The organism is Nocardioides sp. (assembly GCF_041600255.1).
Lineage (GTDB): Bacteria > Actinomycetota > Actinomycetes > Propionibacteriales > Nocardioidaceae > Nocardioides.
The window spans coordinates 1-20,521 of sequence record NZ_JBFIKK010000009.1 but is presented as its reverse complement, the minus strand read 5'-3'; the positions used below and the strand labels follow the sequence as shown (position 1 = coordinate 20,521).

The following is a 20,521-nucleotide window of genomic DNA, read 5'->3' as shown; positions in this document are numbered from 1 at the left end:
TCAGATGCCGAAGGTGTTGCGCGGGTAGGCCGCCTCGACGTCGGTGATCACGTTGACCAGGTAGGGCACGTTGGCCGCGAACGCCCGGTCGAGCGCGGCACCGATCTGCTTCGGGTCCGTCACCGTCTCGCCGGCGCCGCCGAGCGCACGGACCACGTCGTCGTACCGGGTCCTCGGGGCGAGGTCGGCGACCACGTCGTAGCCGTAGAGCATCTGCATCGGGCCCTTCTCCAGGCCCCAGGCGGAGTTGTTGCCCATCACCATCACCACCGGCAGGTTGTGGCGCACCAGGGTGTCGACGTCCATCAGCGAGAAGCCGGCGGCACCGTCGCCGAGCAGGAGCACGACCTGCGCCGAGGGCCGGGCGATCCGGGCCGCGATGGCGCCGCCGAGGCCGGCGCCCAGGCAGCCGTACGGGCCGGGGTCGAGCCACCCGCCAGGTCGCTTCGGTTCCACGAACTTGCCGGCGAAACTGACGAAGTCGCCACCGTCGCCGATCACGACGGCGTCGTCGGCCAGCCGGGGGACCAGCTCGCCGTAGATCCGGGCCGGGTGGATCGGGTCGGCCTCCGCGCTCAGCAGGCCCAGGTCCCGCTGGGTGGCGACCCGGACGGTGTCGGCGAGCTCGGCCACCCAGGTGTCCCAGTCCGGTCGCTGCGGCTGGCGGTCAAACGCCTGCTGCAGGCCCTCGAAGACCGAGGTCAGGTCGCCGGAGACGGCCGAGGCCAGGGTGGCGTGGGTGGAGAGCTGGCCGGGGGAGTCGGCGACATGCACGACCTGCGCCGGCTCGGCGCCGTCCTTGCCGCCGAAGACGCCGTAGCCGAGGCGGAAGTCGAGCGGGGTGCCGACCACGACGACGAGGTCGGCGCCGTTGAGGGCCTGCCCACGGGCCTTGGTGGCCAGCAGGCGGTGGCCGCCGGGGACCACGCCCCGGCCCATGCCGTTGGTGATGGTCGGGACGCCGGCGGCCTCGACGAAGCGCAGGGCGGCCTCGTCGGCGTGGTCGGCCCAGACATCGGTGCCGAGGATCAGCACCGGACGGCGGGCCCGGCCGAGCAGCCCGGCGATCTCGTCGATCCTGTCCGAGTCCGGCTCGGCGCCGCGGGTGGCGCCCACCGCGGGGGCGGGGCCGGAGGAGGAGTTGAAGAACTCGTCCATCGGGACGTCGACGAAGACCGGGCCGCGGTGGCTGGAGCGCGCCGCGGTGAAGGCGTCGTGCATGCCGCCGAGGACGTCGCCGGCGGTGTGCAGAGTGCGCGCCATCTTGGAGACGGATTCCAGGATCGGCGGCTGGTCGAGCTCCTGGAGGCTGCCGCTGCCCCAGCGGTTCGCGGGCGCCCGGCCGCCGACCACGACCATCGGCGAGCCGGCGAACTGGGCCTGGGCGATCGCGCTCACCCCGTTGGTGACCCCCGGTCCTGCGGTCAGCACGGCCAGGCCGGGCACCCGGGTCAGCTTGCCGGTCGCCTCGGCGGCGAAGGCAGCGGTCTGTTCGTGCCGCACGTCGAGCAGGCGCATCGGCGGATCGGCGGTGACCGCGCCGTCGTACATCGGGAAGACGTGGGCGCCGGAGAGCGTGAAGAGGGTCTCCACTCCGTGCGCTCGGGCGGCGGCCACGGCGAGCTGCCCGGCGTGCCCGCTGACCTCGGCGGCATCGGTGGTGGCGGTGTCCGGCTCGGGGACGCTGGAACTCTCGGCTGCACTCATGTGCGCAGGGTACTCACCCGGCAGGTGAGTGCGGGCGTCACTCCAGACGCAGGTAGTGCGGGTTCACGGTCCGAAGGGCGTCGACGAGCACCAGCAGCAGGTCGGCGCGGACGGCCGGGGGCCGACCCGCCAGCGAGAGCTGGAGGTAGAGGGCGCGCAGGAAGGTCTCGGTGTTCTGCCCGGCCAGGTTGGGCGTGCGGTCGTCGTACGTCGCGGCGCCGGCGTGGGCGGTGAGCCGCGCGATCCACGGCTCGAGCACCGTGAGCGGCACCAGGTCGCGTCGCAGGATGTTCATCGTCGCCAGGGCGAGTCGGTCGGTCTCGCCGGCGACCAGTAGCTCGTCGACGGGCAGCAGCAGGCGGTCGGCGATGACGTCGAGCAGGACCGTGGTCAACTCGGGTCCGGCGACGTAGGGCGACTCGGCCAGCATCGAGATCGCGTCGGCACCGTGCGCGATCGCGTGCGCCCAGCCCTTGCCCGGCACGAACCCGCGCAGGTCACGCTCGGCGAGCAGCCAGGTGGCCAGCCGGTCGCCCCACTGCAGGATCTTGTCGCCGGGGACCAGGGCGCACTGGTTGTCGCGGGCGATGCACTCGGCCAGCACGAGCGCGGAGAAGCTGCGCCGGAAGACCGTGTCGGTGTCGCGTTCGCCGATCCCGACCCGCAGCCCGGCAGCCATGCCGTCGCCCAGGCCGATCAGCAGGTCGTCGTACACGCCGCGGGCGACCCAGGTGGACAACAGCGGGTAGGCGATGCCGTCGCGGTCGTCGGGATCCGGCGAGCCGAGCATCCGGGTCAGCTCTGCGGTCAGGTCGTCGAGCGGGCGGTCCTCGGGCACGGCGAGACCGTGCTCCTGCACCTGCTTCCAGTACGACGCCGCCATGGGTCCATCCTGCCAAACCCGTCCGGTTCCGTGCGTGCCGGGTTTCCCCGCACGCGGCCTGACTAGGCTGATCGCGTGCCGTCCCTCAGCGAGCTCGTCCGCCACCACACGGACCTCGACGCCGCCGACGTGGCCTGGGTGCAGCTCCTGCAGGCCGACTGGCAGATCATCGCGGACCTCTCCTTCGCCGATTTGGTGCTGTGGCTGCCGGACCGGGACGGGAAGGGCTTCTGGGCGGGCGCCCAGATGCGGCCCACCACCGGGCCGACCGCCCTGGTCGACGACGTCGTGGGCACCTTCGTGCCGCTCGGTCGCAAGCCGCTGCTCGACGAGGCCTGGACCCAGGGCCGGCTGGTGCGCGAGGGCGATCCCGAGTGGCGCGACGACGTCCCGGTCCGGGTGGAGTCCATCCCGGTACGTCGGGCGGGCCGGGTGATCGCGGTGGTGGCGCGCAACACCAACCTGCTGGGCGTGCGGACCCCGAGCAGGCTGGAGCTCTCCTACCTGCAGACCGCGGCGGACCTGACCCAGATGATCGCCCACGGTCACTTCCCGAACTCCGGCCAGCGCAGCGACCACGCCGACTCGCCCCGGGTGGGGGACGGCTTCCTGCGGGTCGACGTGGAGGGACGGGTGGTCTATGCCAGTCCGAACGCGCTCTCGGTCTACCGACGCCTCGGTCTCTCCGGCGACCTGGCCGGGCTCCTGCTCACCGGGTTGACCCGCGACCTGGTGCCGCCGCGGCGACGCCCGGACGAGGAGACCCTGAGTGCGGTGCTCGGCGGGCGGGCCCACCGCGACACCGAGATCGGGACCGACGAGGTGTCGTTGATCGTCCGCTCGATTCCGTTGCTGCCCGAGGGCACCCGGATCGGCGCGCTGATCCTGGTCCGCGACGTGACCGACCTGCGCCGCCGGGATCGCGAGCTGGTCACCAAGGACGCCACGATCCGGGAGATCCATCACCGGGTGAAGAACAACCTGCAGACCGTGGCGGCCCTGCTGCGGCTGCAGGCGCGACGGATGGACAACGAGTCGGCGCGCTCGGCCCTGGAAGAGGCGGTGCGCCGGGTCGGCTCGATCGCGATCGTGCACGAGACGCTCAGTCACGCCGTGGAGGAGCACGTCGACTTCGACGAGATCGCCGACCGGCTGAGCAGGATGGTCACCGACGTGAGCTCGGTGGAGATCCCGGTCCACGTCACCCGGGACGGTCGCTTCGGGGTGCTGGCCTCGGAGCAGGCGACAGCCCTGGCCATGGTGCTGACCGAGGTGCTGCAGAACGCCGTCGAGCACGGGTACGGCGTCGGCGAGTCAGGCGGTCAGGTGCCCGAGGAGGGTGCCGAGATCCTGGTGACGGTACGACGCCTGGTGGGGCGACTGCACGTCACGATCGACGACGGGGGACGAGGACTGCCCGAGGGTTTCGACCTCGACAGGTCGATGAACCTGGGGCTCTCGATCGTGCGCACGCTCGTGGAGTCCGAACTCGGCGGCCAGCTCGAACTGAGCCGACCGCCGAGCGGACGAGGGACGCGGGCGTCGATCGACGTACCGATCGACTGAGAAGGGGCCGCCCGGGAGCGGCGCGGTGGGTGGGGGTCAGGCGGTGCGGACCCGGGCGCGGGCGTTGCGGCGCTTGAGTGCGCGTCGCTCGTCCTCGCTGAGACCGCCCCAGACTCCGTGGTCCTGACCAGCCTCGAGCGCCCAAGCGAGGCACTGTTCGCGCACCTCGCAGCGTCGGCACACCTGCTTGGCCTCTTCTATCTGGAGAATGGCCGGACCGGTGTTGCCGATCGGGAAGAACAGTTCCGGGTCCTCGTCGAGGCATGCGGAACGGTGGCGCCAATCCATGGCTGGGGGATCCCTCTTTCCTTCAACGTGGGTGCAGGCCAAGGGCGGCAAGTCCTGCGGGCGCGCATGAGCAGAAGAACGTGCTCACGAAGCGCAACGCCAAGCGTGACAACGTTTGGAGCGTTAAACAACCCCTGCGGGCAGGTCGTTTTCGTCAGGAGCGTCACACCATCCTAGGGTTTCATCGTGACTCCTCGCTCCCGAACGACTCCAGCGCCCCTGGTCGTGGCCGCTTCGCTGGCCGCGGTGGAGGGTCTGGTCATCCTGCTCCTGGCCGTGCTGGAGGTCGTCAACCTCTCCTCCGAGCGCCTCGCGATGGGGCTGACCACCACCGCCTTCTTCGCCGCCTACGGGCTCGGGCTGCTGGTCTGTGCCGCCGGTCTCCAGCGCCGTCACTCCTGGGGTCGGAGCCCGGTGATCCTCGCCCAGCTGATCCAGCTGGGGCTCGCCTGGAGCTTCCGGGGCGGCGAGACGACGCTGATCGGCATCACCCTCGCCCTGGTCGCGGTCGTCGTGGTGGCCGGCATCCTGCACCCCGCGAGCGTCCTGGCGCTCAGCGACGACCCGCGCCTCGACGATGCCGACGCCCTGGACCCCGGCGACGCCTGACCGGTCCCCCGGGCCGCCCTCAGCGCTGGGACTCCTCCATCGAGGCCCGCAGCCCCTCGAGGGTGCGGTTCAGCAGCCGTGAGACGTGCATCTGCGAGACGCCGATCTCCTCGGCGATCTGCGACTGCGTCATGTTCTTGAAGAACCTCAGCAGCAGGATCTTCTTCTCCCGGGGTTCGAGCCTGTCGAGCAGGGGTTTGATCGACTCGCGGATCTCGACGTGCTCGAGGTTGACGTCCTCGATGCCGATGGCGTCGAGCATCGTCGTCGAGCCCTCGTCGTTCTCGCTGCCGGCGTCGAGGCTCAGGGTGGAGTAGGCGTTGCCGGACTCGATGCCCTCGACGATCTCCTCGACCGTGCAGGAGAGGCGTTCGGCGAGCTCGCTCGGCGTGGGGGAGCGGCCGAGGCTCTGGGTGAGCTCGGCGCTGACCGCGCCGATCTGCATCCGCAACTCCTGCAGCCGGCGGGGCACCCGGATCGCCCAGCCCTTGTCGCGGAAGTAGCGCTTGATCTCGCCGATGATCGTCGGCGTCGCGTAGGTCGAGAACTCGACGCCGCGGTCGGTGTCGAAGCGGTCGACGGCCTTGATCAGCCCGATGGTGCCGACCTGCACGAGATCCTCGAAGGGCTCGCCCCGGTTGCGGAAGCGGCGCGCGCAGTGCTCGACCAGCGGCAGGTGCAGGTGGACGAGGCTCTCCCGAGCGGTGGCGCGCTCCGCCTCGCTGGAGTCGGTGCGGTGCAGGACCGTGAAGAACTCAGCGCTGCGGAGCCGGGTGATCTCGACCCGGGTGAGGCTGTCGGCGGGTTCGTCGTCGTCGATCGTGGCGGACGCCATGTCAGAGGCCGGTTCCCGGCTGACCGGGGACCAACGTCAACTCGATCGTGAAGTAGCCGTCCCGGGAGTCGGCGCGGGCGCTGGAGGCGAGCGTGGTGAGCACCTGCCACCCGAAGCTGTCGACGTCCGGCTGCGCGGTGGCTCGCGAGGAGGTGACACTGACGCGCACCGTCAGCTCGCCCGGCCGCATGTAGTAGCGGCACACCAGGTCGCCGGCCTCGTCCGCCTCCGGGATCACCATGGCGCTCGCCTCGCCGACCGCGATCCGCAGGTCCTCGATGTCGTCGATCGGGAAGTCCAGCCTCGCCGCCAGACCGGCGGTCGTCGTACGCAGCACCGAGACGTAGGCGCTGTCGACGGGAAGGCGCAGTTCGACATCGGCACGGTCCTGCTGGGTGGGCGCGGGCCCGGTGATGGACATGAGGCGAATTCCTTTGTCAGAGCTAGTGGGGGTGGAGCGTGGTGGCCGGTCCCGTACCCAGAATCGGGCCCGACCACCACACGAACGCCGTCAGGCCTTCTTGGTCTCCCAGAAGATCTCGGCGATCTCGTCGATCTTCGCCAGCAGGTTGTCCACCACATCGGCGTCGAGCTCGCCCTTGGTGCCCGAGGCGCCGGCCAGCTTGGTCGCCTCGTTGAACAGCTGGTGCAGCTGCGGGTACTTCTCGAAGTGCGGGGGCTTGAAGTAGTCGGTCCACAGCACCCACAGGTGGTGCTTGACGAGCTCGGAGCGCTGCTCCTTGATCACGATCGCGCGGGTACGGAAGTCCGGGTCGTCGTTGTCGGCGACCTTGGCGATGATCCCCTTGATCGACTCGGCCTCGATCCGGGCCTGGGCGGGGTCGTAGACGCCACACGGCAGATCGCAGTGGGCGGAGACGGCGATGGTGGGAGCGAACAGTCGCGCAAACATGCGAGTCCTCACGTGTTGGGGGTCGTTGTCGCCTGCGAGACTACTCCGCGTGCCGCTGCAACTTCGAGGCGTTCCTTTTTCGCGTGACGGGGTACCCCGCTGGCGCGTCGCCGTGGTGCGTGGGGAGTCGATGCTTCCGCTGCTGCGACCCGGTGACCGACTGCTGCTCTCCCACCGTCGTCCGGTGGCCCCGGGACGCGTCGTGGTCGCGACCTTCGCCGACGGGACGGTCGCGGTGAAGCGGGCCGTCGAGCGGCGTACGACGGCCTCGGGAGCGCCCGGCTGGTGGCTGGTCAGCGACGAGCCGAGCCGAGGAGTGGACTCGCGCCATCGTGGCCCGGTGCCCGACGAGCGGGTGCACGGTGTGGTGCTGGGGCGGGTGTGGCCCTGGCCTCGCCTGCTCGGTGGACCTCTGCGCCGGAGGGTTCGGCCCGCTGTGACAGACTGAGCCCAGGGCAATCCCCTGGTCCACGAGTTCCGCGAACCACCCTTTCTCGCGTCGAGCTGGACCTCGATGCACGCTCGTCCACAGCCCCGAGACCGGAAAGTTCACACAAGGTCATGGTTGCACCAGATCACCCGCACGCCGGGGACCCCGTCTTCGATCTGCACGTCGGCGGCAAGATGGAGATCCGGTCCACCGTCTCGCTGTCGGGTCGCGACGACCTCTCCTTGGCCTACACGCCCGGCGTTGCCCTCGTCTGCGAGGCGATCGCCGCCGACCCCGCGATGACCCAGCACTACACGTGGGTGCCCAACACCGTGGCCGTGGTCAGCGACGGCACGGCGGTGCTCGGGCTCGGTGACATCGGCCCCGCGGCCGCGATGCCGGTGATGGAGGGCAAGGCCGTGCTGTTCAAGCAGTTCGGCAACGTCGACGCCATCCCGATCTGCCTGGCCACCACCGACGTGGAGGAGATCATCGAGACCGTGGTCCGGCTCGCGCCGAGCTTCGGCGGGATCAACCTCGAGGACATCTCGGCCCCGCGCTGCTTCGAGATCGAGGCGCGGCTCAAGGAGCTCCTCGACATTCCGGTCTTCCACGACGACCAGCACGGCACCGCCGTGGTGGCGCTGGCCGCCCTGCAGAACGCCCTGCGGCTCACCGGTCGCAACCCGGAGTCGACCCGGGTCGTCATCTCCGGCGCCGGAGCCGCCGGCGTGGCCGTTGCCCGGATCCTGCTCGAGGCCGGGATCAAGGACCTCGCCGTGGTCGACCGCAAAGGTGTGCTCAACTCCGAGCGCGGTGACCTGACCCCGGTGAAGCGCTCCCTCGCGGAGGACACCGCCGACCACTACGGCCGTTCGGGCTCCCTGGCCGACGTGCTGGACGGCGCCGACGTCTACATCGGGGTCTCCGGCGGAACCGTGCCCGAGGAGTACGTCGCCACGATGGCCCCGGACGCGATCATCTTCGGTCTGGCGAACCCGACCCCCGAGGTGCACCCGGACGTGGCGCACCGGCACGCCCGCGTGGTGGCCACCGGCCGCTCGGACTTCCCGAACCAGATCAACAACGTGCTCGCGTTCCCCGGCATCTTCCGCGGCGCCTTCGACGTGCACGCGACCGCGATCACCGAGGGCATGAAGCTGGCGGCCGCCAACGCCCTGGCCGACCTGGTCGGCGACGACCTCGCCGAGGACATGGTGATCCCGTCGCCGTTCGATCCGCGGGTGGGGCCGGCGGTCAGCGCCGCCGTGGCCGAGGCGGCCCGTCGCGACGGCGTGGCGAGACGCTAGCTCGCGCTGCTGGTCCGGGCGGATAGGTTCTGGGCATGTTTGCCGTCTATGCCGACTCCTTCGCCCCTGCTGACGCCGACGACCCGTTCTCGGGACTCGTGATCGGGGAGCGCCCCGATCCGGTCGCCCCCGACGGGTGGACCACGGTCACCGTCAAGGCCGCTTCGCTGAACCACCACGACCTGTGGTCGCTGCGCGGTGTCGGGCTCCGCGAGGAGTCCCTGCCGATGATCCTCGGGTGCGACGCCGCGGGTCTCGACGAGGACGGCAACGAGGTCGTGGTGCACGCCGTCGTCTCGGACCCCGACTGGACCGGTGACGAGACGTTCGACCCTCGCCGGTCGCTGCTCTCGGAGAAGCACCAGGGCACCTTCGCCGACCGGGTCGTCGTACCGCGTCGCAACGTGGTGCCCAAACCCGCCTCGATGTCGTTCGAGGAGGCCGCCTGCCTGCCGACCGCCTGGCTGACCGCCTACCGGATGCTGTTCACGCAGGGGGACCTCAAGGCCGGCGACACGGTGCTGGTGCAGGGGGCCGGTGGCGGTGTGGCCACGGCCCTGATCGTGCTGGCGCGGGCCGGGGGCCTGCGGGTCCTCGCCACCAGCCGGGACGAGGCCAAGCGCGCCCGGGCGCTGGAGATCGGCGCCCACGAGGTCTACGAGTCCGGCGCCCGGCTGCCGGTCAAGGTCGACGCGGTGATGGAGACCGTCGGCCGCGCCACCTGGTCGCACTCGATCCGTTCGCTGCGCCCCGGTGGTGCCATCGTCATCTCGGGCACCACCTCGGGGCCGAAGCTCGACGATGCCGAGCTGACCCGGATCTTCTTCCTCCAGCTGCGGGTGATCGGCTCGACGATGGGCACCCGCGGCGAGCTCGCCTCGCTCGTCACGATGCTCGACGCCACCGGCACCCGGCCGCTGATCGATCGGGCGATCCCGATGACGGACGCCCGCGAGGGCTTCGCCGCGATGGCGGCCGGGGACGTCTTCGGCAAGGTGGTCTTCACCCGATGAGGACGCACCTGGTGACCGGCGCCGGCTCCGGGATGGGGGCCGTGCTGGCCCGCGAGCTGCTCGGGCGCGGCGACGCCGTGGTGCTGCTCGCGCGGAGTGCGGCTCGCGCCGAGGAGCTGCGGGCGCAGTACGCCGGCGCCACGACGCTGGTGGCGAACCTGGCCGACCCCGTCGGCGTCGAACGCGCGCTGGCCGGCGCCGCCCTGCCGCAGCGGCTGGACAGCCTGCTGCACGTCGCCGGGGTCGTCGATCTCGCCCCCGTGGCGGAGCTCGACCTGACCGACTGGCAGCGCCAGCTCGACGTGAACCTGACCTCGCCGGCGCTGCTCACCCGGACGCTGCTGCCGGCCCTGCGCGCCGCCCGCGGTCTGGTGGTCTTCGTGAACTCGGGCGCCGGTCTGACCGCGCACCCCACATGGTCGGGCTACGCCGCGTCCAAGTTCGGGCTGCGCGCGCTGGCCGATGCCCTGCGCGGTGAGGAGGGCGACGCGGGGGTGCGGGTCACCACCGTCTACCCCGGTCGGACCGCGACCCCGATGCAGGAGAAGGTGCACGCGCAGGAGGGGAAGGAGTACGACCCCTCGCAGTGGATCACTCCGGAGTCGGTCGCCTCGACCGTTTTGCACGTGCTGGACCTGCCGCGGGACGCGACGATCCCCGACGTGACCGTCCGGCCCGGCCCTCGGGGCTGACCGGGTCCCGCTAGCTCGAGCGCCAGTTCACGGCGCCCACCAGCACCATCCTCAGCTGGGTCCGAGCGGTCTCGATGATCTGCTGCTCGATCTCGGGGCGCGGCGAGGCGGCGAGGATCGCCTCGGCCGTGGCCACCATCGCCATCACCATCAGGTTGGCGAGCACCTGCAGGTCCTCGCTGGACCACGACTCGTTGCCGGGCAGGCGGGCCAGGTCGGTGGCGAGCTCCCGCTCGCAGAGCTCGATCTCGTGCCGGATCGCCCGACGGACCAGTGGGGGACCGGCTGCGCGCTCGCGGGCGATGAAGGCGAAGTGCGATCGCTGGGCGTGCACGTGGTCGACCAGGGTCTGGATCGAGCCGTCGATGATGTCCTCGTGGCTGGGGTCGCTGCGTCGTACGTCGCGCAGCATCGCTCGCAGTGACACGAACGACTCGTCCACGAGGGCCAGACCGAGGGACTCCAGCGACTCGAAGTGACGGTAGAACGCGGTCGGCACGATGCCGACCTCCTTGGCGACCTGACGCAGGGACAGCGCCGCCATGCTGCTCTCCTCGCAGAGCGCGAGTGCGGCGTCGAGGATCGCGCGCCGGGTGCGCTCCTTGCGCTCCCCGCGGCTCTCCGGGGGTGCGGTGCTGGGGTCGGGCATGACCGTCATCGTAGCGACGGGTGAACATGCGTCCACTCCGTGCGTCTGCGTGGGCGGGGTCACGTGGGGCTCCCTTGACCGTACCCGGGGTATGCCTGCATAGTTTCAGTGAACGCGTGTTCACCGAAACTGAAGGGAGGCAGCCATGACGATCGCCCCCACCTCCATCGGGCATCGGATCCTGCGCTCGCGCGCACTGGCCGCCCTGACCTCGCCGCACGGTGTCGACCGCTACCTCGAGCAGGTGAACCCGATGTGGGCCGCCCACGAGGTGCGCGCCCGTCTGGTCACCGTCCACCGCGAGACCGACGGCACTCACCCGGTTGCCACGCTGTCCCTGCAGCCGACGTCGACCTGGCGTGGCCACCGGGCCGGGCAGTACGTCCAGGTGGGCGTGGAGATCGACGGCGCCCGGCGCACCACGCGCTGCTTCTCGATCTCCTCGGCCGCCTCCGCGCCGGGGGAGCCGTTCACGATCACGGTGCGGGCCCACGACGACGCCCGGACCCGGCGCAGCGTCTCCCGCTTCCTGGCGCTCGAGGCGCGCCCCGGCCAGGTGCTGCACCTCGCCCAGGCGCAGGGGGAGTTCACCCTCGCCGGGAGCCCGGCGACCCCGAGCAACGAGCCGCTGCTGATGATCAGCGGGGGCTCGGGGATCACCCCGGTGATGTCGATGCTGCGCACCCTGCTCCGCGACGGGTACGACGGTCGGGCGAACCGTCCGGTCACGTTCCTGCACTACGCCCGGCGGCCCGAGGACCAGATCTTCGCCGCGGAGCTGGAGCGGATCGCCGCGGCCGACAACGACGTGGAGGTGCACCTCGTGCACACCGGTGCTGGAGGGACTCGGTTCTCCGCCGAGGCGCTGGCGAGGCTGCAGCCCGGGTTCGCCGGTGTCGACACCTGGGTCTGCGGTCCTGCCGGGCTCGTCGACGGGGTCCGGGCGGCGTACGACGGCAGTCCGCGCCTGCGACTGGAGCTCTTCCAGGCTCCCGTCGCGCGGTCGACGAGTGCCGAGGGCAACGTCGCCTTCTCCCGCTCCGGGCTGACCCGGCCCAACACCGGAGCCTCCCTGCTCGAGCAGGCCGAGGCAGCCGGCCTCACCCCGGCCCACGGGTGCCGAATGGGCATCTGCTTCTCCTGCACCTCGACCAAGACCCACGGCACCGTGCGCAACGTCCTGACCGGCGAGGAGTCCTCGCTGCCGGACGAGGAGATCCGCCTCTGCGTCTCCGCCCCGCTCGGCAGCTGCGCGGTCGACCTGTGACCACCGACGAGAGGAACCCCATGACCACACACGACCAGACCGCCACGCACCTCGGTTCCGAACAGCTCGAGGCCTTCGGCAACGAGATGGACGCCATCCGCCAGCGCGTGATCGCCCAGCTCGGGGACGAGGACGCCGCCTACATCCGCAGCGTCGTGAAGGCCCAGCGCGGCTTCGAGATCGCCGGCCGCGCGCTGTTCTACCTGCCCCCGGCCTGGCCGCTGGCTGTGGCGGCCCTGAGCGTCTCCAAGATCCTCGACAACATGGAGATCGGCCACAACGTGATGCACGGCCAGTACGACTGGATGGGGGACCCCGGCCTGAACTCGCGGATGTACGAGTGGGACAACGTCTGCCCCAGCTCGCAGTGGAAGTACTCGCACAACTACCTGCACCACACCTTCACGAACATCCTCGGCAAGGACCGCGACATCGGCTACGGGATCCTGCGGATGGACGAGGACCAGCCGTGGCGTCCGTACTACTTGGGCAACCCGGTCTACGCCACGCTGCTGATGCTCGGTTTCGAGTGGGGCGTGCTGCTCCACGACCTCGAGATCGAGCGGATCGTGGCCGGCGAGCGGACCTGGGCGGAGACCACGCACCTGCACCGCGGCATGCTGCGCAAGGTCCGCAACCAGACCCTCAAGGACTACCTGCTCTTCCCGGCGCTCACCGGCCCGCTGTTCCCGCTCACCCTGGTCGGCAACGCGACAGCGAACCTGGTCCGCAACGTCTGGGCGTTCAACATCATCTTCTGTGGGCACTTCCCGGCCGGGGTGGCGACCTTCAGCGAGGCGGAGTGCGAGAACGAGTCGCGCGGCCACTGGTACCGCCGACAGCTCCTCGGCTCGGCCAACATCACCGGCGGGCGGCTCTTCCACGTGATGACCGGCAACCTCTCGCACCAGATCGAGCACCACCTCTTCCCCGACCTGCCGGCGCGCCGCTACCCGCAGATCGCCGCGGAGGTCCAGGAGATCTGCGAGCGCTACGGCCTCGCCTACAACTCCGGCCCGTTGGGCCGCCAGCTCGGCAGCGTGGCCCGGAAGATCTGCCGACTCGCCCTGCCGGACCGCTGGCGTCGTACGTCATCGCGAGGGTCCGTCTCCGAGACCGTGTTGGCGGCCTGAGTCGAAGGGGCGACAATCACTGTCATGAAGGACCACCTGAGCCGAGCCGAGATCCGCAAGGACGCGCTGCAGGGCGCTGTCGAGGCGGCCGCCACCACCGTCGGAGAGGTGACCACGATCGTGACCTCGGCGGTCAAGCAGATCGCCGGTGCCGTCGGCGGTCTGGCCACCGAGGTGTTCGAGATCCGCGACGCCGCGCGGAAGGCCGCGGGCGACCAGGAGGAGTAGCGGAGTCCGCACTGGTCCAGACCAGTGCTTCGGGTCACGGACACCCGGGTATTCGGAGGTCTCTCAGGGCCAACCGTCCAGGTGTCGACCGAAGCGAGGGACCATGCACGAGCAGTTCGCCTCCTACTACGACCCCGGCACGAGCACGCTCGAACTGCGTGGCACCTTCGACCAGGATGCCTGGGCTCACGTTCCGGAGGAGCTCGACCGCGCGTTCCGGCGTACCGCGTGCCAGCTCACTGTCGACCTGACCCGCGCTGACGGCGTACCGGTGGACCAGGTGGGCCGACTCGTCCACCTGTGCAGCTGCAACTACCCCGGCACGATCGTCCGGGCTGCCGCCCAGCGACGCGCGGGCTGAGCCTCAGCCGAACGACATCCGGAAGTCGGCCATCCGGAACGACGCCACCTGCCGCTGGCCGCGAAGCCAGGCGAGCGGTCCGGCTGCGTCGAACTCCCACGACCCGCGACACGGCAGCGTCTTGGTGGATCCCGTGATCGAGGCGGTGCGGTCCTCACCCCCCGGCGTAAGCGAGGGCTGCCAGGTGCCGCCCCGGAACGGCAGGCGAAGTGCCGCCCGCGAGACGTCGGAGAAGGTGGCGCGGGCGATCGGACGTCGCTCCAGCGATGCCGACCACTCGGTCCTGGACAGTGGGCCGGTGTGGCTGGTGTCCAGCGCGAAGTCGCACAGGTCCTTGGGGATCGCCCACAGCTCGCGACCGCCGAGCATGGAGGCCGCGGAGTCCACCCAGATGTCGGTGATGTTGACCCGGCGTCCGTACTCCTGGGAGCGCACGGGACGGGCCACCAGCAGTTCGGAGTAGGTCAGTGGGCTCCCGGGCTCGTAGTTGACGAACGCGGCGCCGTACAGGCCGTCCTCGCGGTCCGCGGCACCACGCACCCGGAACAGGGAGAGCCAGAGCTGGCCGACCATCGCCCACGGTGCGTCGGGGTAGACCGGCGGCTCCCCGGACGAACGAGGGTCGGCCGGCTCGGGGTCCTGGAAATGCGACATGCCCGCAGCCTTGCGGCTGCGGGCACGTGCGTCGAGCGCTTCTCAGTCCTCGGGATCGTCGAGTCGGGCCAGCCAGGTGGCGAACCGCTCGACCGCCGTCTCGAACTCCGGGTGGGTGTCGGTGAACTCCTGCAACCGCTCGCCCACCCACGCCAGGGTGACCTCCTCGTCACCCCGGCGCCGCTCGAGCTCCTCGATCCCGCGATCGGTGAAGTACATCGCGTCCCCTCAGGCGAACGCCCGGTCGAGCAGGTCGCGCTGCTCGGCCTGGTGACGCTTGACGGTGCCCACGGACGGCGACGAGGAGGCCTCGCGCGTGATGCCCTCGACGGTGGCGTCCACGTGCGGCCACACGTTGAGCTGGTAGTGCGGCCACGGGCCCATGTTCTCCGGCTCGTCCTGCACGAAGCGCACCGTCCTGAGGTGCGGGTACTTCGCGATCTCGGCCTTGATGTCGTCGATCGGACGCGGGTAGAGCTGCTCGATCCGCGCGATCGCGAACCGCTCCGAGTTCTCCCGCGCGGCCCGCTCGACCATCAGGTCCCAGGTGATCCGACCCGAGCAGATGAGCAGCGTGTCCACCTTGCTCTGGTCGGCCTCCGCGTCCCCGATGAAGGGGCGGAAGGTGCCGTCGGTGAAGTCGGCCGGCTGCGAGGCGGCCTCCTTGCGCTTGAGCATCGACTTCGGGGTGAAGACGATCAGCGGGCGGTGCTGCTCGGCCAGCGAGTGCTGACGCAGCAGGTGGAAGTACGACGCCGGCGTCGACGGCTGGGCGACCACGAACGCGTCGTCCGCGCACATCGTCATGAACCGCTCGATCCGGGCCGAGGAGTGGTCCGGGCCCTGGCCCTCGTAGCCGTGCGGCAGCAGCAGGACGACGCCCGACTGCTGACGCCACTTGGTCTCGCCGGAGGAGATGAACTCGTCGATGACCGTCTGGGCGCCGTTCACGAAGTCGCCGAACTGGGCCTCCCAGAGGACGAGCGCCTCGGGGCGGGCCACCGAGTAGCCGTACTCGAAGCCGAGAGCGGCGTACTCGGAGAGCAGCGAGTCGTAGACGTGGAACTTCGCCTGGTCCTCGGTGAGCGAGGTCAGCGGGGTCCACTCGTCCGCGTTCACCCGGTCGATGATCGTGGCGAACCGCGAGACGAACGTGCCACGACGCGAGTCCTGGCCGGCCAGGCGGACCGGGCGGCCCTCCATCAGCAGCGAACCGAAGGCGAGGATCTCGCCGGTGCCCCAGTCGATCGGGCCCGCGGTGATGGCGGCGGCCCGGCGCTGCAGCTGCGGCATCACCTTGGGGTGGACCGTGAAGCCCTCGGGCGGGGTGACGTAGGCGTCGGAGATCCGCTTGAGGACCTCCTTCGACACGGCCGTCCGGGTCTCGCCCACGGGCTTGTCCGGGTAGTCCGGGACGGTGGTCCACTCCGAGGGCTGCGTGCTGGCCTCGCGGACCTCGGTGAAGACGCGCTCCAGCTGCTGCTGGTAGTCACGCAGGACCTGCTCGGCCTCCTCGATCGTGATGTCGCCACGACCGATCAGGGACTCGGTGTAGAGCTTGCGCACCGAGCGCTTCTGCTCGATCAGGTCGTACATCAACGGCTGGGTGTAGGACGGGTCGTCGCCCTCGTTGTGGCCGCGACGGCGGTAGCAGACGAGGTCGATGACGACGTCCTTCTTGAACGCCTGGCGGTACTCGAAGGCCAGTCGGGCCACCCGGATGCAGGCCTCGGGGTCGTCGCCGTTCACGTGGAAGATCGGCGCCTGGACCATCCGGGCCACGTCCGTGCAGTACAGCGAGGAGCGCGACGAGCCGGGGGAGGTGGTGAAGCCGACCTGGTTGTTCACGACCAGGTGGATCGTGCCGCCGGTGCGGTACCCGCGCAGCTGCGAGAGGTTCAGGGTCTCGGCGACGACACCCTGGCCCGCGAACGCGGCGTCACCGTGCACCAGCAGTGGGAGGACCGGGTACTCCGAGCCCCGGTCCAGCACGTCCTGCTTGGCGCGCGCGATGCCCTCGAGCACCGGGTCCACGGCCTCGAGGTGCGAGGGGTTGGCGGCGACGGAGACCTTGATCTTGTCCCCGGAGCCGGCCTCGAACTCGCCCTCGGCGCCGAGGTGGTACTTCACGTCCCCGGAGCCCTGGACGGTGCGCGGGTCGATGTTGCCCTCGAACTCGCGGAAGATCTGCGAATACTTCTTGCCGACGATGTTGGCCAGCACGTTCAGCCGGCCGCGGTGCGCCATACCGATCGTGACCTCGTCGAGGTTGGCCTCGGCGGCCGCCTCGCAGATCTCGTCGAGGACGGGGACCGTGGTCTCGCCACCCTCGAGACTGAACCGCTTCTGGCCGACGAACTTGGTCTGCAGGAAGGTCTCGAACGCCTCGGCCTGGTTGAGCTTCAGCAGGATGCGCAACTGCTCCTCGCGGGGCGGCTTGGTGTGCGGCTGCTCGACGCGCTCCTGGATCCAGCGGCGCTGCTCGGGATCCATGATGTGCATGTACTCGATGCCGGTGGTGCGGCAGTAGGAGTCACGCAGGATGCCGAGGATCTGGCGCAACTTCATGAAGCGACGACCCTCGCCACCGAACGAGCCGGTCGCGAACTCGCGGTCGAGGTCCCACAGCGTGAGCGCGTGGGTCTCGATCTCGAGGTCGGGGTGGCTGCGCTGGCGGTACTCCAGCGGGTCGGTGTCGGCCATCATGTGACCGCGCACCCGGTAGGCGTGGATCAGCTCGAGGATCCGGGCCTGCTTGCTGATCTCGTCGTCGTGCGACGTCGCGATGTCCTTGGACCAGCGGATCGGCTCGTAGGGGATCCGCAGCGAGCGGAAGATCTCGTCGTAGAAGCCGTCCTCGCCGAGGAGCAGCTGGTGCACCCGGCGCAGGAACTCGCCCGAGAGTGCGCCCTGGATGACCCGGTGGTCGTACGTCGAGGTCAGCGTCATGACCTTGCTGACCGCGTTGCGGGTCAGGGTCTCCTCGGAGGCGCCCTGGTACTCGGCCGGGTACTCCATCGCGCCCACGCCGATGATGGCGCCCTGACCGCTCATCAGCCGCGGCACCGAGTGGACGGTGCCGATGCCGCCGGGGTTGGTCAGCGAGATGCTGGTGCCCTGGAAGTCGGCGACCGTGAGCTTGTTGTCACGGGCCTTGCGCACGACCTCCTCGTAGGAGGTCCAGAAGCCCGCGAAGTCCATCGTCTCGGCGGCCTTGATGCTCGGCACCAGCAGCTGGCGCGAGCCGTCCGGCTTGGGGACGTCGATGGCCAGACCCAGGTTGATGTGGGCCGGGGTGATCTGGTTCGGCTTGCCGTCGACGACCTCGTAGCCCACGTTCATCGCGGGGATCGACTTCACCGCCTGCACCAGCGCGTAGCCGATGAGGTGGGTGAAGGAGACCTTGCCGCCGCGTGCGCGGGCGAGGTGGTTGTTGATGACCGTGCGGTTGTCCCAGAGCAGCTTCACCGGCACCGAACGCACCGAGGTGGCGGTCGGGACGCTGAGCGACTCGTCCATGTTCTTGGCGGTGCGGGCCGGGGCGCCGCGCAGCACGGTGTACGTCGGCTCGTCGTCCGCGGCAGCAGGAGCGGTGGGCTTGGACTCCTTGGGCACCGGGTTGGTCGTGCCCTTCGCCGGCTCTGCCGCCTTGGCGTCCGGGCGCGGCTTGGCCACCGCGGCCGGCGTCGACTCGGACTTCGCGGGCTCGGACTTCGGCGCGGCCTTCGCGGCCGGCTTCGAAGGTGCCGTGTCGGCCGTCTTCGCCGGAGCCTTCTCAGCGGCCTTCGCGGCCGGCTTGGCCTCGCCGGTCGAGCCGTTGCTGGTGCCCGACCCGGGCTTGTTGGCCTTGAAGTACGTCACCCATGTCGGGTCGACACTCGAGGGGTCGGACTTGTACTGGTCGTACATCTCCTCCACGAGCCACTCGTTGGCGCCGAAGTCGGCGGAGGGCTGGTCTGGAGACTGACTGCCTGGGGACTGCGGCACGACTTGCTTCGCCTCTTCCGGTGAGCGCGCGGGGGTGGTGAGTTCAGTGGTCAAGGCTAGACCCCCACACCACCAAATGCCGAGGGAAGGGGGGCGTTTGAGGCAGGGTGTTACGCGAGCCACACGACAGGGAGATTCCTCTTGAGCTTCAGACCCCCCCGATCCACCCCCCGAACGGTGGCGATCCTGCTCGCCCTCGTCCTCGCCGGCAGCGCCTGCAGCGGCGATGCGGAGAAGTCGGCGACGCCCTCGACGAGCCCGTCCGCGGAGTCCGGACCACCGCCGGTGACCACCCGGATCACGCTGGGGAAGACCACCGGCAAGCTCAGCACCGCCGAGAAGCGGAAGCTCAAGCGGGCCGTCGGCACGAAGGTCGACGGCTGGCTCGACGCGGCGTACCTCGAGGGTGACTACCCCCGCAAGGACTTCGCGGACGCGTTCCCCGGCTTCACCCGGGGAGCGCGCGCCGACGCCCGACGCGACAAGGACCTGATGAGCAATCACGACATCGGCCGGCGTGTCGACGTCGTCCAGGCCACCCGTCGACGGGTGCGGGTGGACGCACTCGTGGTCGACGGCCGAGCCGTCGGCTCGACCGCCCGGGTGATCCTGGAGTTCCGGACCGACGGTGAGGTCGCCAAGAAGTTCGAGGTCCGCGGGCGGCTCTTTCTCTCCCGCCCCGACGGCTGGCGCATCTTCGGCTACGACATCACGAAGGGAGCAGCCCGATGAGGACGCTGCGCACCCGCTTCCCCCGCACGCTGAAGGGCATCACGCTGGGCTGTGTCCTGGCCGTGGCTGCCGTCGTGGTCCCGACCTCGGCCGTGAAGCCCACCGAGCTCGAGCTGGTCAAGGTGCAGCGCGCCTCCGGGGTCGACGTACACCCCGAGGTGGTGTGGATCCTCGCCGTCGGCTCCGATGCCCGGCAGGGCGAGGAGATGACCCGTGCCCGCGGCGACGCCCTGCAGCTGGTCGGGATGAACACCCGCACCGGCGCGGCGACCTCGATCGGCATCCCGCGCGACTCGTGGGTCAGCATTCCCGGCCACGGCAACAACAAGATCAACTCGGCGCTCTACTTCGGTGGGCCGCAGGCTCTCGGCGGGGCGGTCGGCAACCTGGTCGGCATCCAGCCGGACTACGTCTTCGTGACCCGGTTCAAGTTCTTCCAGGCGCTCGTCGAGGGCATCGGCGGCATCGACGTTGACAACCCTCGGTTCTTCAGCGACCGCTACCTCAAGCCGCGCGGCTTCGGGGCGGGGCGGATCCACCTCAACGGTTACAGCGCGATGGCGTTCGCGCGGGTTCGGTACGGCCTGGCCTCGGGTGACTTCGACCGGTCGGCCAACCAGGCCCGGGTGCTGCGTGGCATCCAGCGCAAGGTGCGTGAGCGGGCGGACGAGCCCGGCTTCATTGAGCGTGGCGTGGTCTCGGTGATGGAGAACCTCCGCACCGACCTGCCGCCGGCGGAGTTGTTCCGCCTCGCCCAGGCCATGGCCCAGGTGGATCCGGCCAAGGTCACCTCGTGCGTGATCCAGGGCAGCATCGGCAACGTCGGTGGCGCCAGCGTGGTCCTGCCGTATGTCGAGATGGCCCGCCGGCTCGGCAACGACGCTCGCAAGGACGCCACGATCTCCAGCTGCTGACCTGCCACTTCTGGTTGCCCCCAAGCCGCTGACCTGCCAGTTGTGGTTGCTTCACGGCAACCACAACTGGCAGGTGGGCCCAGGTTCGCCACCACAAGTGACGGCTCGGCACGTCGTACGACGAAGTGGTCCGCCGACCAGGCAGCACGCGCCCCCGACCTGGCGACCAGAGGTCGTTGACCCGCCACTTCTGGTTCCCAGAACCTCGCTGACCTGCCACTTGTGGTTGCTCGTGCGGCAACCACAACCGGCAGGTCAGCGGTCGTCCGGCAACCACAACCGGCAGGTCAGCGGTCGTGCGGCAACCACAACCGGCAGGTCAGCGGTCGTGCGGCAACCACAAGTGGCAG

General features: G+C 70.2%; 22 protein-coding genes. 12 read left to right on the top strand and 10 right to left on the bottom strand.

Annotated elements, in window-relative coordinates; translation table 11 throughout:
• A complete protein-coding gene (locus ABZE72_RS02115) occupies positions 1-1,707 on the bottom strand; it encodes an acetolactate synthase (RefSeq protein ID WP_372727363.1) in 1,707 nt (568 codons plus the stop codon).
• A gap of 37 nt (positions 1,708-1,744) precedes the next feature.
• Positions 1,745-2,590, bottom strand: a complete 846-nt coding sequence (locus ABZE72_RS02110; protein WP_372727362.1) for a DUF2785 domain-containing protein — start codon at positions 2,588-2,590, stop codon at positions 1,745-1,747.
• Positions 2,591-2,665: 75 nt separating this feature from the next.
• Between ABZE72_RS02110 and ABZE72_RS02105 the strand changes: the two genes are divergently transcribed.
• The gene (locus tag ABZE72_RS02105) at positions 2,666-4,156 is read left to right on the top strand and encodes a histidine kinase N-terminal domain-containing protein (RefSeq protein WP_372727361.1); all 1,491 of its coding nucleotides are present in this window, start codon (positions 2,666-2,668) and stop codon (positions 4,154-4,156) included.
• Between the two features lie 36 nt (positions 4,157-4,192).
• On the opposite strand, the gene ABZE72_RS02100 is transcribed toward ABZE72_RS02105, so the two are convergent.
• Positions 4,193-4,444 carry a WhiB family transcriptional regulator gene (locus ABZE72_RS02100; protein ID WP_011755173.1) on the bottom strand — a complete coding sequence of 84 codons (252 nt, stop codon included), beginning with the start codon at positions 4,442-4,444 and terminating at the stop codon, positions 4,193-4,195.
• 186 nt (positions 4,445-4,630) lie between these two features.
• On the opposite strand from ABZE72_RS02100, the gene ABZE72_RS02095 reads away from it, so the two are divergent.
• Positions 4,631-5,053: a hypothetical protein gene (locus ABZE72_RS02095; protein WP_372727360.1), complete on the top strand. Its 423-nt coding sequence runs from the start codon at positions 4,631-4,633 to the stop codon at positions 5,051-5,053.
• 19 nt (positions 5,054-5,072) lie between these two features.
• Here the strand turns inward: ABZE72_RS02095 and ABZE72_RS02090 are convergent, their stop codons facing one another.
• The 3 genes from ABZE72_RS02090 to sodN all read right to left on the bottom strand — a co-directional run bounded on the left by ABZE72_RS02090 (position 5,073) and on the right by sodN (position 6,801).
• Complete coding sequence (locus ABZE72_RS02090) at positions 5,073-5,888, bottom strand: RNA polymerase sigma factor SigF (protein WP_372727359.1); 816 nt, start codon at positions 5,886-5,888, stop codon at positions 5,073-5,075.
• A gap of 1 nt (position 5,889) precedes the next feature.
• Entirely contained in the window at positions 5,890-6,309 is a 420-nt protein-coding gene (locus tag ABZE72_RS02085; protein ID WP_372727358.1) for an anti-sigma factor, read from the bottom strand.
• 90 nt (positions 6,310-6,399) lie between these two features.
• Positions 6,400-6,801, bottom strand: coding sequence for a superoxide dismutase, Ni (gene sodN, locus ABZE72_RS02080; protein ID WP_372727357.1), 402 nt, complete (start codon positions 6,799-6,801; stop codon positions 6,400-6,402).
• A 49-nt stretch (positions 6,802-6,850) separates the two neighbouring features.
• Between sodN and ABZE72_RS02075 the strand changes: the two genes are divergently transcribed.
• The 4 genes from ABZE72_RS02075 (at position 6,851) to ABZE72_RS02060 (ending at position 10,246) form a co-directional block, all read left to right on the top strand.
• Positions 6,851-7,249, top strand: a complete 399-nt coding sequence (locus tag ABZE72_RS02075) for a S24/S26 family peptidase (protein ID WP_372727356.1) — start codon at positions 6,851-6,853, stop codon at positions 7,247-7,249.
• Positions 7,250-7,362: 113 nt separating this feature from the next.
• Positions 7,363-8,541: an NADP-dependent malic enzyme gene (locus ABZE72_RS02070; protein ID WP_372727355.1), complete on the top strand. Its 1,179-nt coding sequence runs from the start codon at positions 7,363-7,365 to the stop codon at positions 8,539-8,541.
• Positions 8,542-8,576: 35 nt separating this feature from the next.
• Entirely contained in the window at positions 8,577-9,554 is a 978-nt protein-coding gene (locus ABZE72_RS02065; RefSeq protein WP_372727354.1) for a zinc-binding dehydrogenase, read from the top strand.
• Positions 9,551-10,246: an SDR family oxidoreductase gene (locus tag ABZE72_RS02060; RefSeq protein WP_372727353.1), complete on the top strand. Its 696-nt coding sequence runs from the start codon at positions 9,551-9,553 to the stop codon at positions 10,244-10,246. Before ABZE72_RS02065 ends, ABZE72_RS02060 begins: the two co-directional genes overlap by 4 nt.
• A 10-nt stretch (positions 10,247-10,256) precedes the next feature.
• Here the strand turns inward: ABZE72_RS02060 and ABZE72_RS02055 are convergent, their stop codons facing one another.
• Entirely contained in the window at positions 10,257-10,895 is a 639-nt protein-coding gene (locus tag ABZE72_RS02055; RefSeq protein ID WP_372727352.1) for a TetR family transcriptional regulator, read from the bottom strand.
• Between the two features lie 145 nt (positions 10,896-11,040).
• On the opposite strand from ABZE72_RS02055, the gene ABZE72_RS02050 reads away from it, so the two are divergent.
• The 4 genes from ABZE72_RS02050 to ABZE72_RS02035 all read left to right on the top strand — a co-directional run bounded on the left by ABZE72_RS02050 (position 11,041) and on the right by ABZE72_RS02035 (position 13,884).
• Positions 11,041-12,162, top strand: coding sequence for a ferredoxin reductase (locus ABZE72_RS02050; RefSeq protein ID WP_372727351.1), 1,122 nt, complete (start codon positions 11,041-11,043; stop codon positions 12,160-12,162).
• Between the two features lie 20 nt (positions 12,163-12,182).
• Entirely contained in the window at positions 12,183-13,295 is a 1,113-nt protein-coding gene (locus tag ABZE72_RS02045; RefSeq protein ID WP_372727350.1) for a fatty acid desaturase, read from the top strand.
• Between the two features lie 24 nt (positions 13,296-13,319).
• On the top strand, positions 13,320-13,523 hold the full coding sequence (locus tag ABZE72_RS02040) for a hypothetical protein (RefSeq protein ID WP_372727349.1): 204 nt from the start codon (positions 13,320-13,322) through the stop codon (positions 13,521-13,523).
• 103 nt (positions 13,524-13,626) lie between these two features.
• A complete protein-coding gene (locus ABZE72_RS02035; RefSeq protein ID WP_372727348.1) occupies positions 13,627-13,884 on the top strand; it encodes a hypothetical protein in 258 nt (85 codons plus the stop codon).
• Between the two features lie 3 nt (positions 13,885-13,887).
• Here the strand turns inward: ABZE72_RS02035 and ABZE72_RS02030 are convergent, their stop codons facing one another.
• From ABZE72_RS02030 to ABZE72_RS02020, 3 genes are read right to left on the bottom strand one after another with little or no spacing between them, the layout of a single operon-like run.
• Positions 13,888-14,538, bottom strand: coding sequence for an acetoacetate decarboxylase family protein (locus ABZE72_RS02030; RefSeq protein WP_372727347.1), 651 nt, complete (start codon positions 14,536-14,538; stop codon positions 13,888-13,890).
• 42 nt (positions 14,539-14,580) lie between these two features.
• Positions 14,581-14,757, bottom strand: coding sequence for a DUF6104 family protein (locus ABZE72_RS02025; RefSeq protein WP_372727346.1), 177 nt, complete (start codon positions 14,755-14,757; stop codon positions 14,581-14,583).
• 9 nt (positions 14,758-14,766) lie between these two features.
• Positions 14,767-18,525 (bottom strand): multifunctional oxoglutarate decarboxylase/oxoglutarate dehydrogenase thiamine pyrophosphate-binding subunit/dihydrolipoyllysine-residue succinyltransferase subunit, encoded by a 3,759-nt coding sequence (locus ABZE72_RS02020; RefSeq protein ID WP_372727345.1) that lies wholly within the window; start codon positions 18,523-18,525, stop codon positions 14,767-14,769.
• A 177-nt stretch (positions 18,526-18,702) separates the two neighbouring features.
• On the opposite strand from ABZE72_RS02020, the gene ABZE72_RS02015 reads away from it, so the two are divergent.
• Together ABZE72_RS02015 and ABZE72_RS02010 are read left to right on the top strand one after the other, a co-directional pair.
• Positions 18,703-19,257 carry a hypothetical protein gene (locus tag ABZE72_RS02015; RefSeq protein WP_372727344.1) on the top strand — a complete coding sequence of 185 codons (555 nt, stop codon included), beginning with the start codon at positions 18,703-18,705 and terminating at the stop codon, positions 19,255-19,257.
• Positions 19,254-20,171, top strand: coding sequence for an LCP family protein (locus tag ABZE72_RS02010; RefSeq protein ID WP_372727343.1), 918 nt, complete (start codon positions 19,254-19,256; stop codon positions 20,169-20,171). The genes ABZE72_RS02015 and ABZE72_RS02010 overlap by 4 nt, the downstream gene beginning before the upstream one ends.
• Positions 20,172-20,521 lie beyond the last annotated feature (350 nt).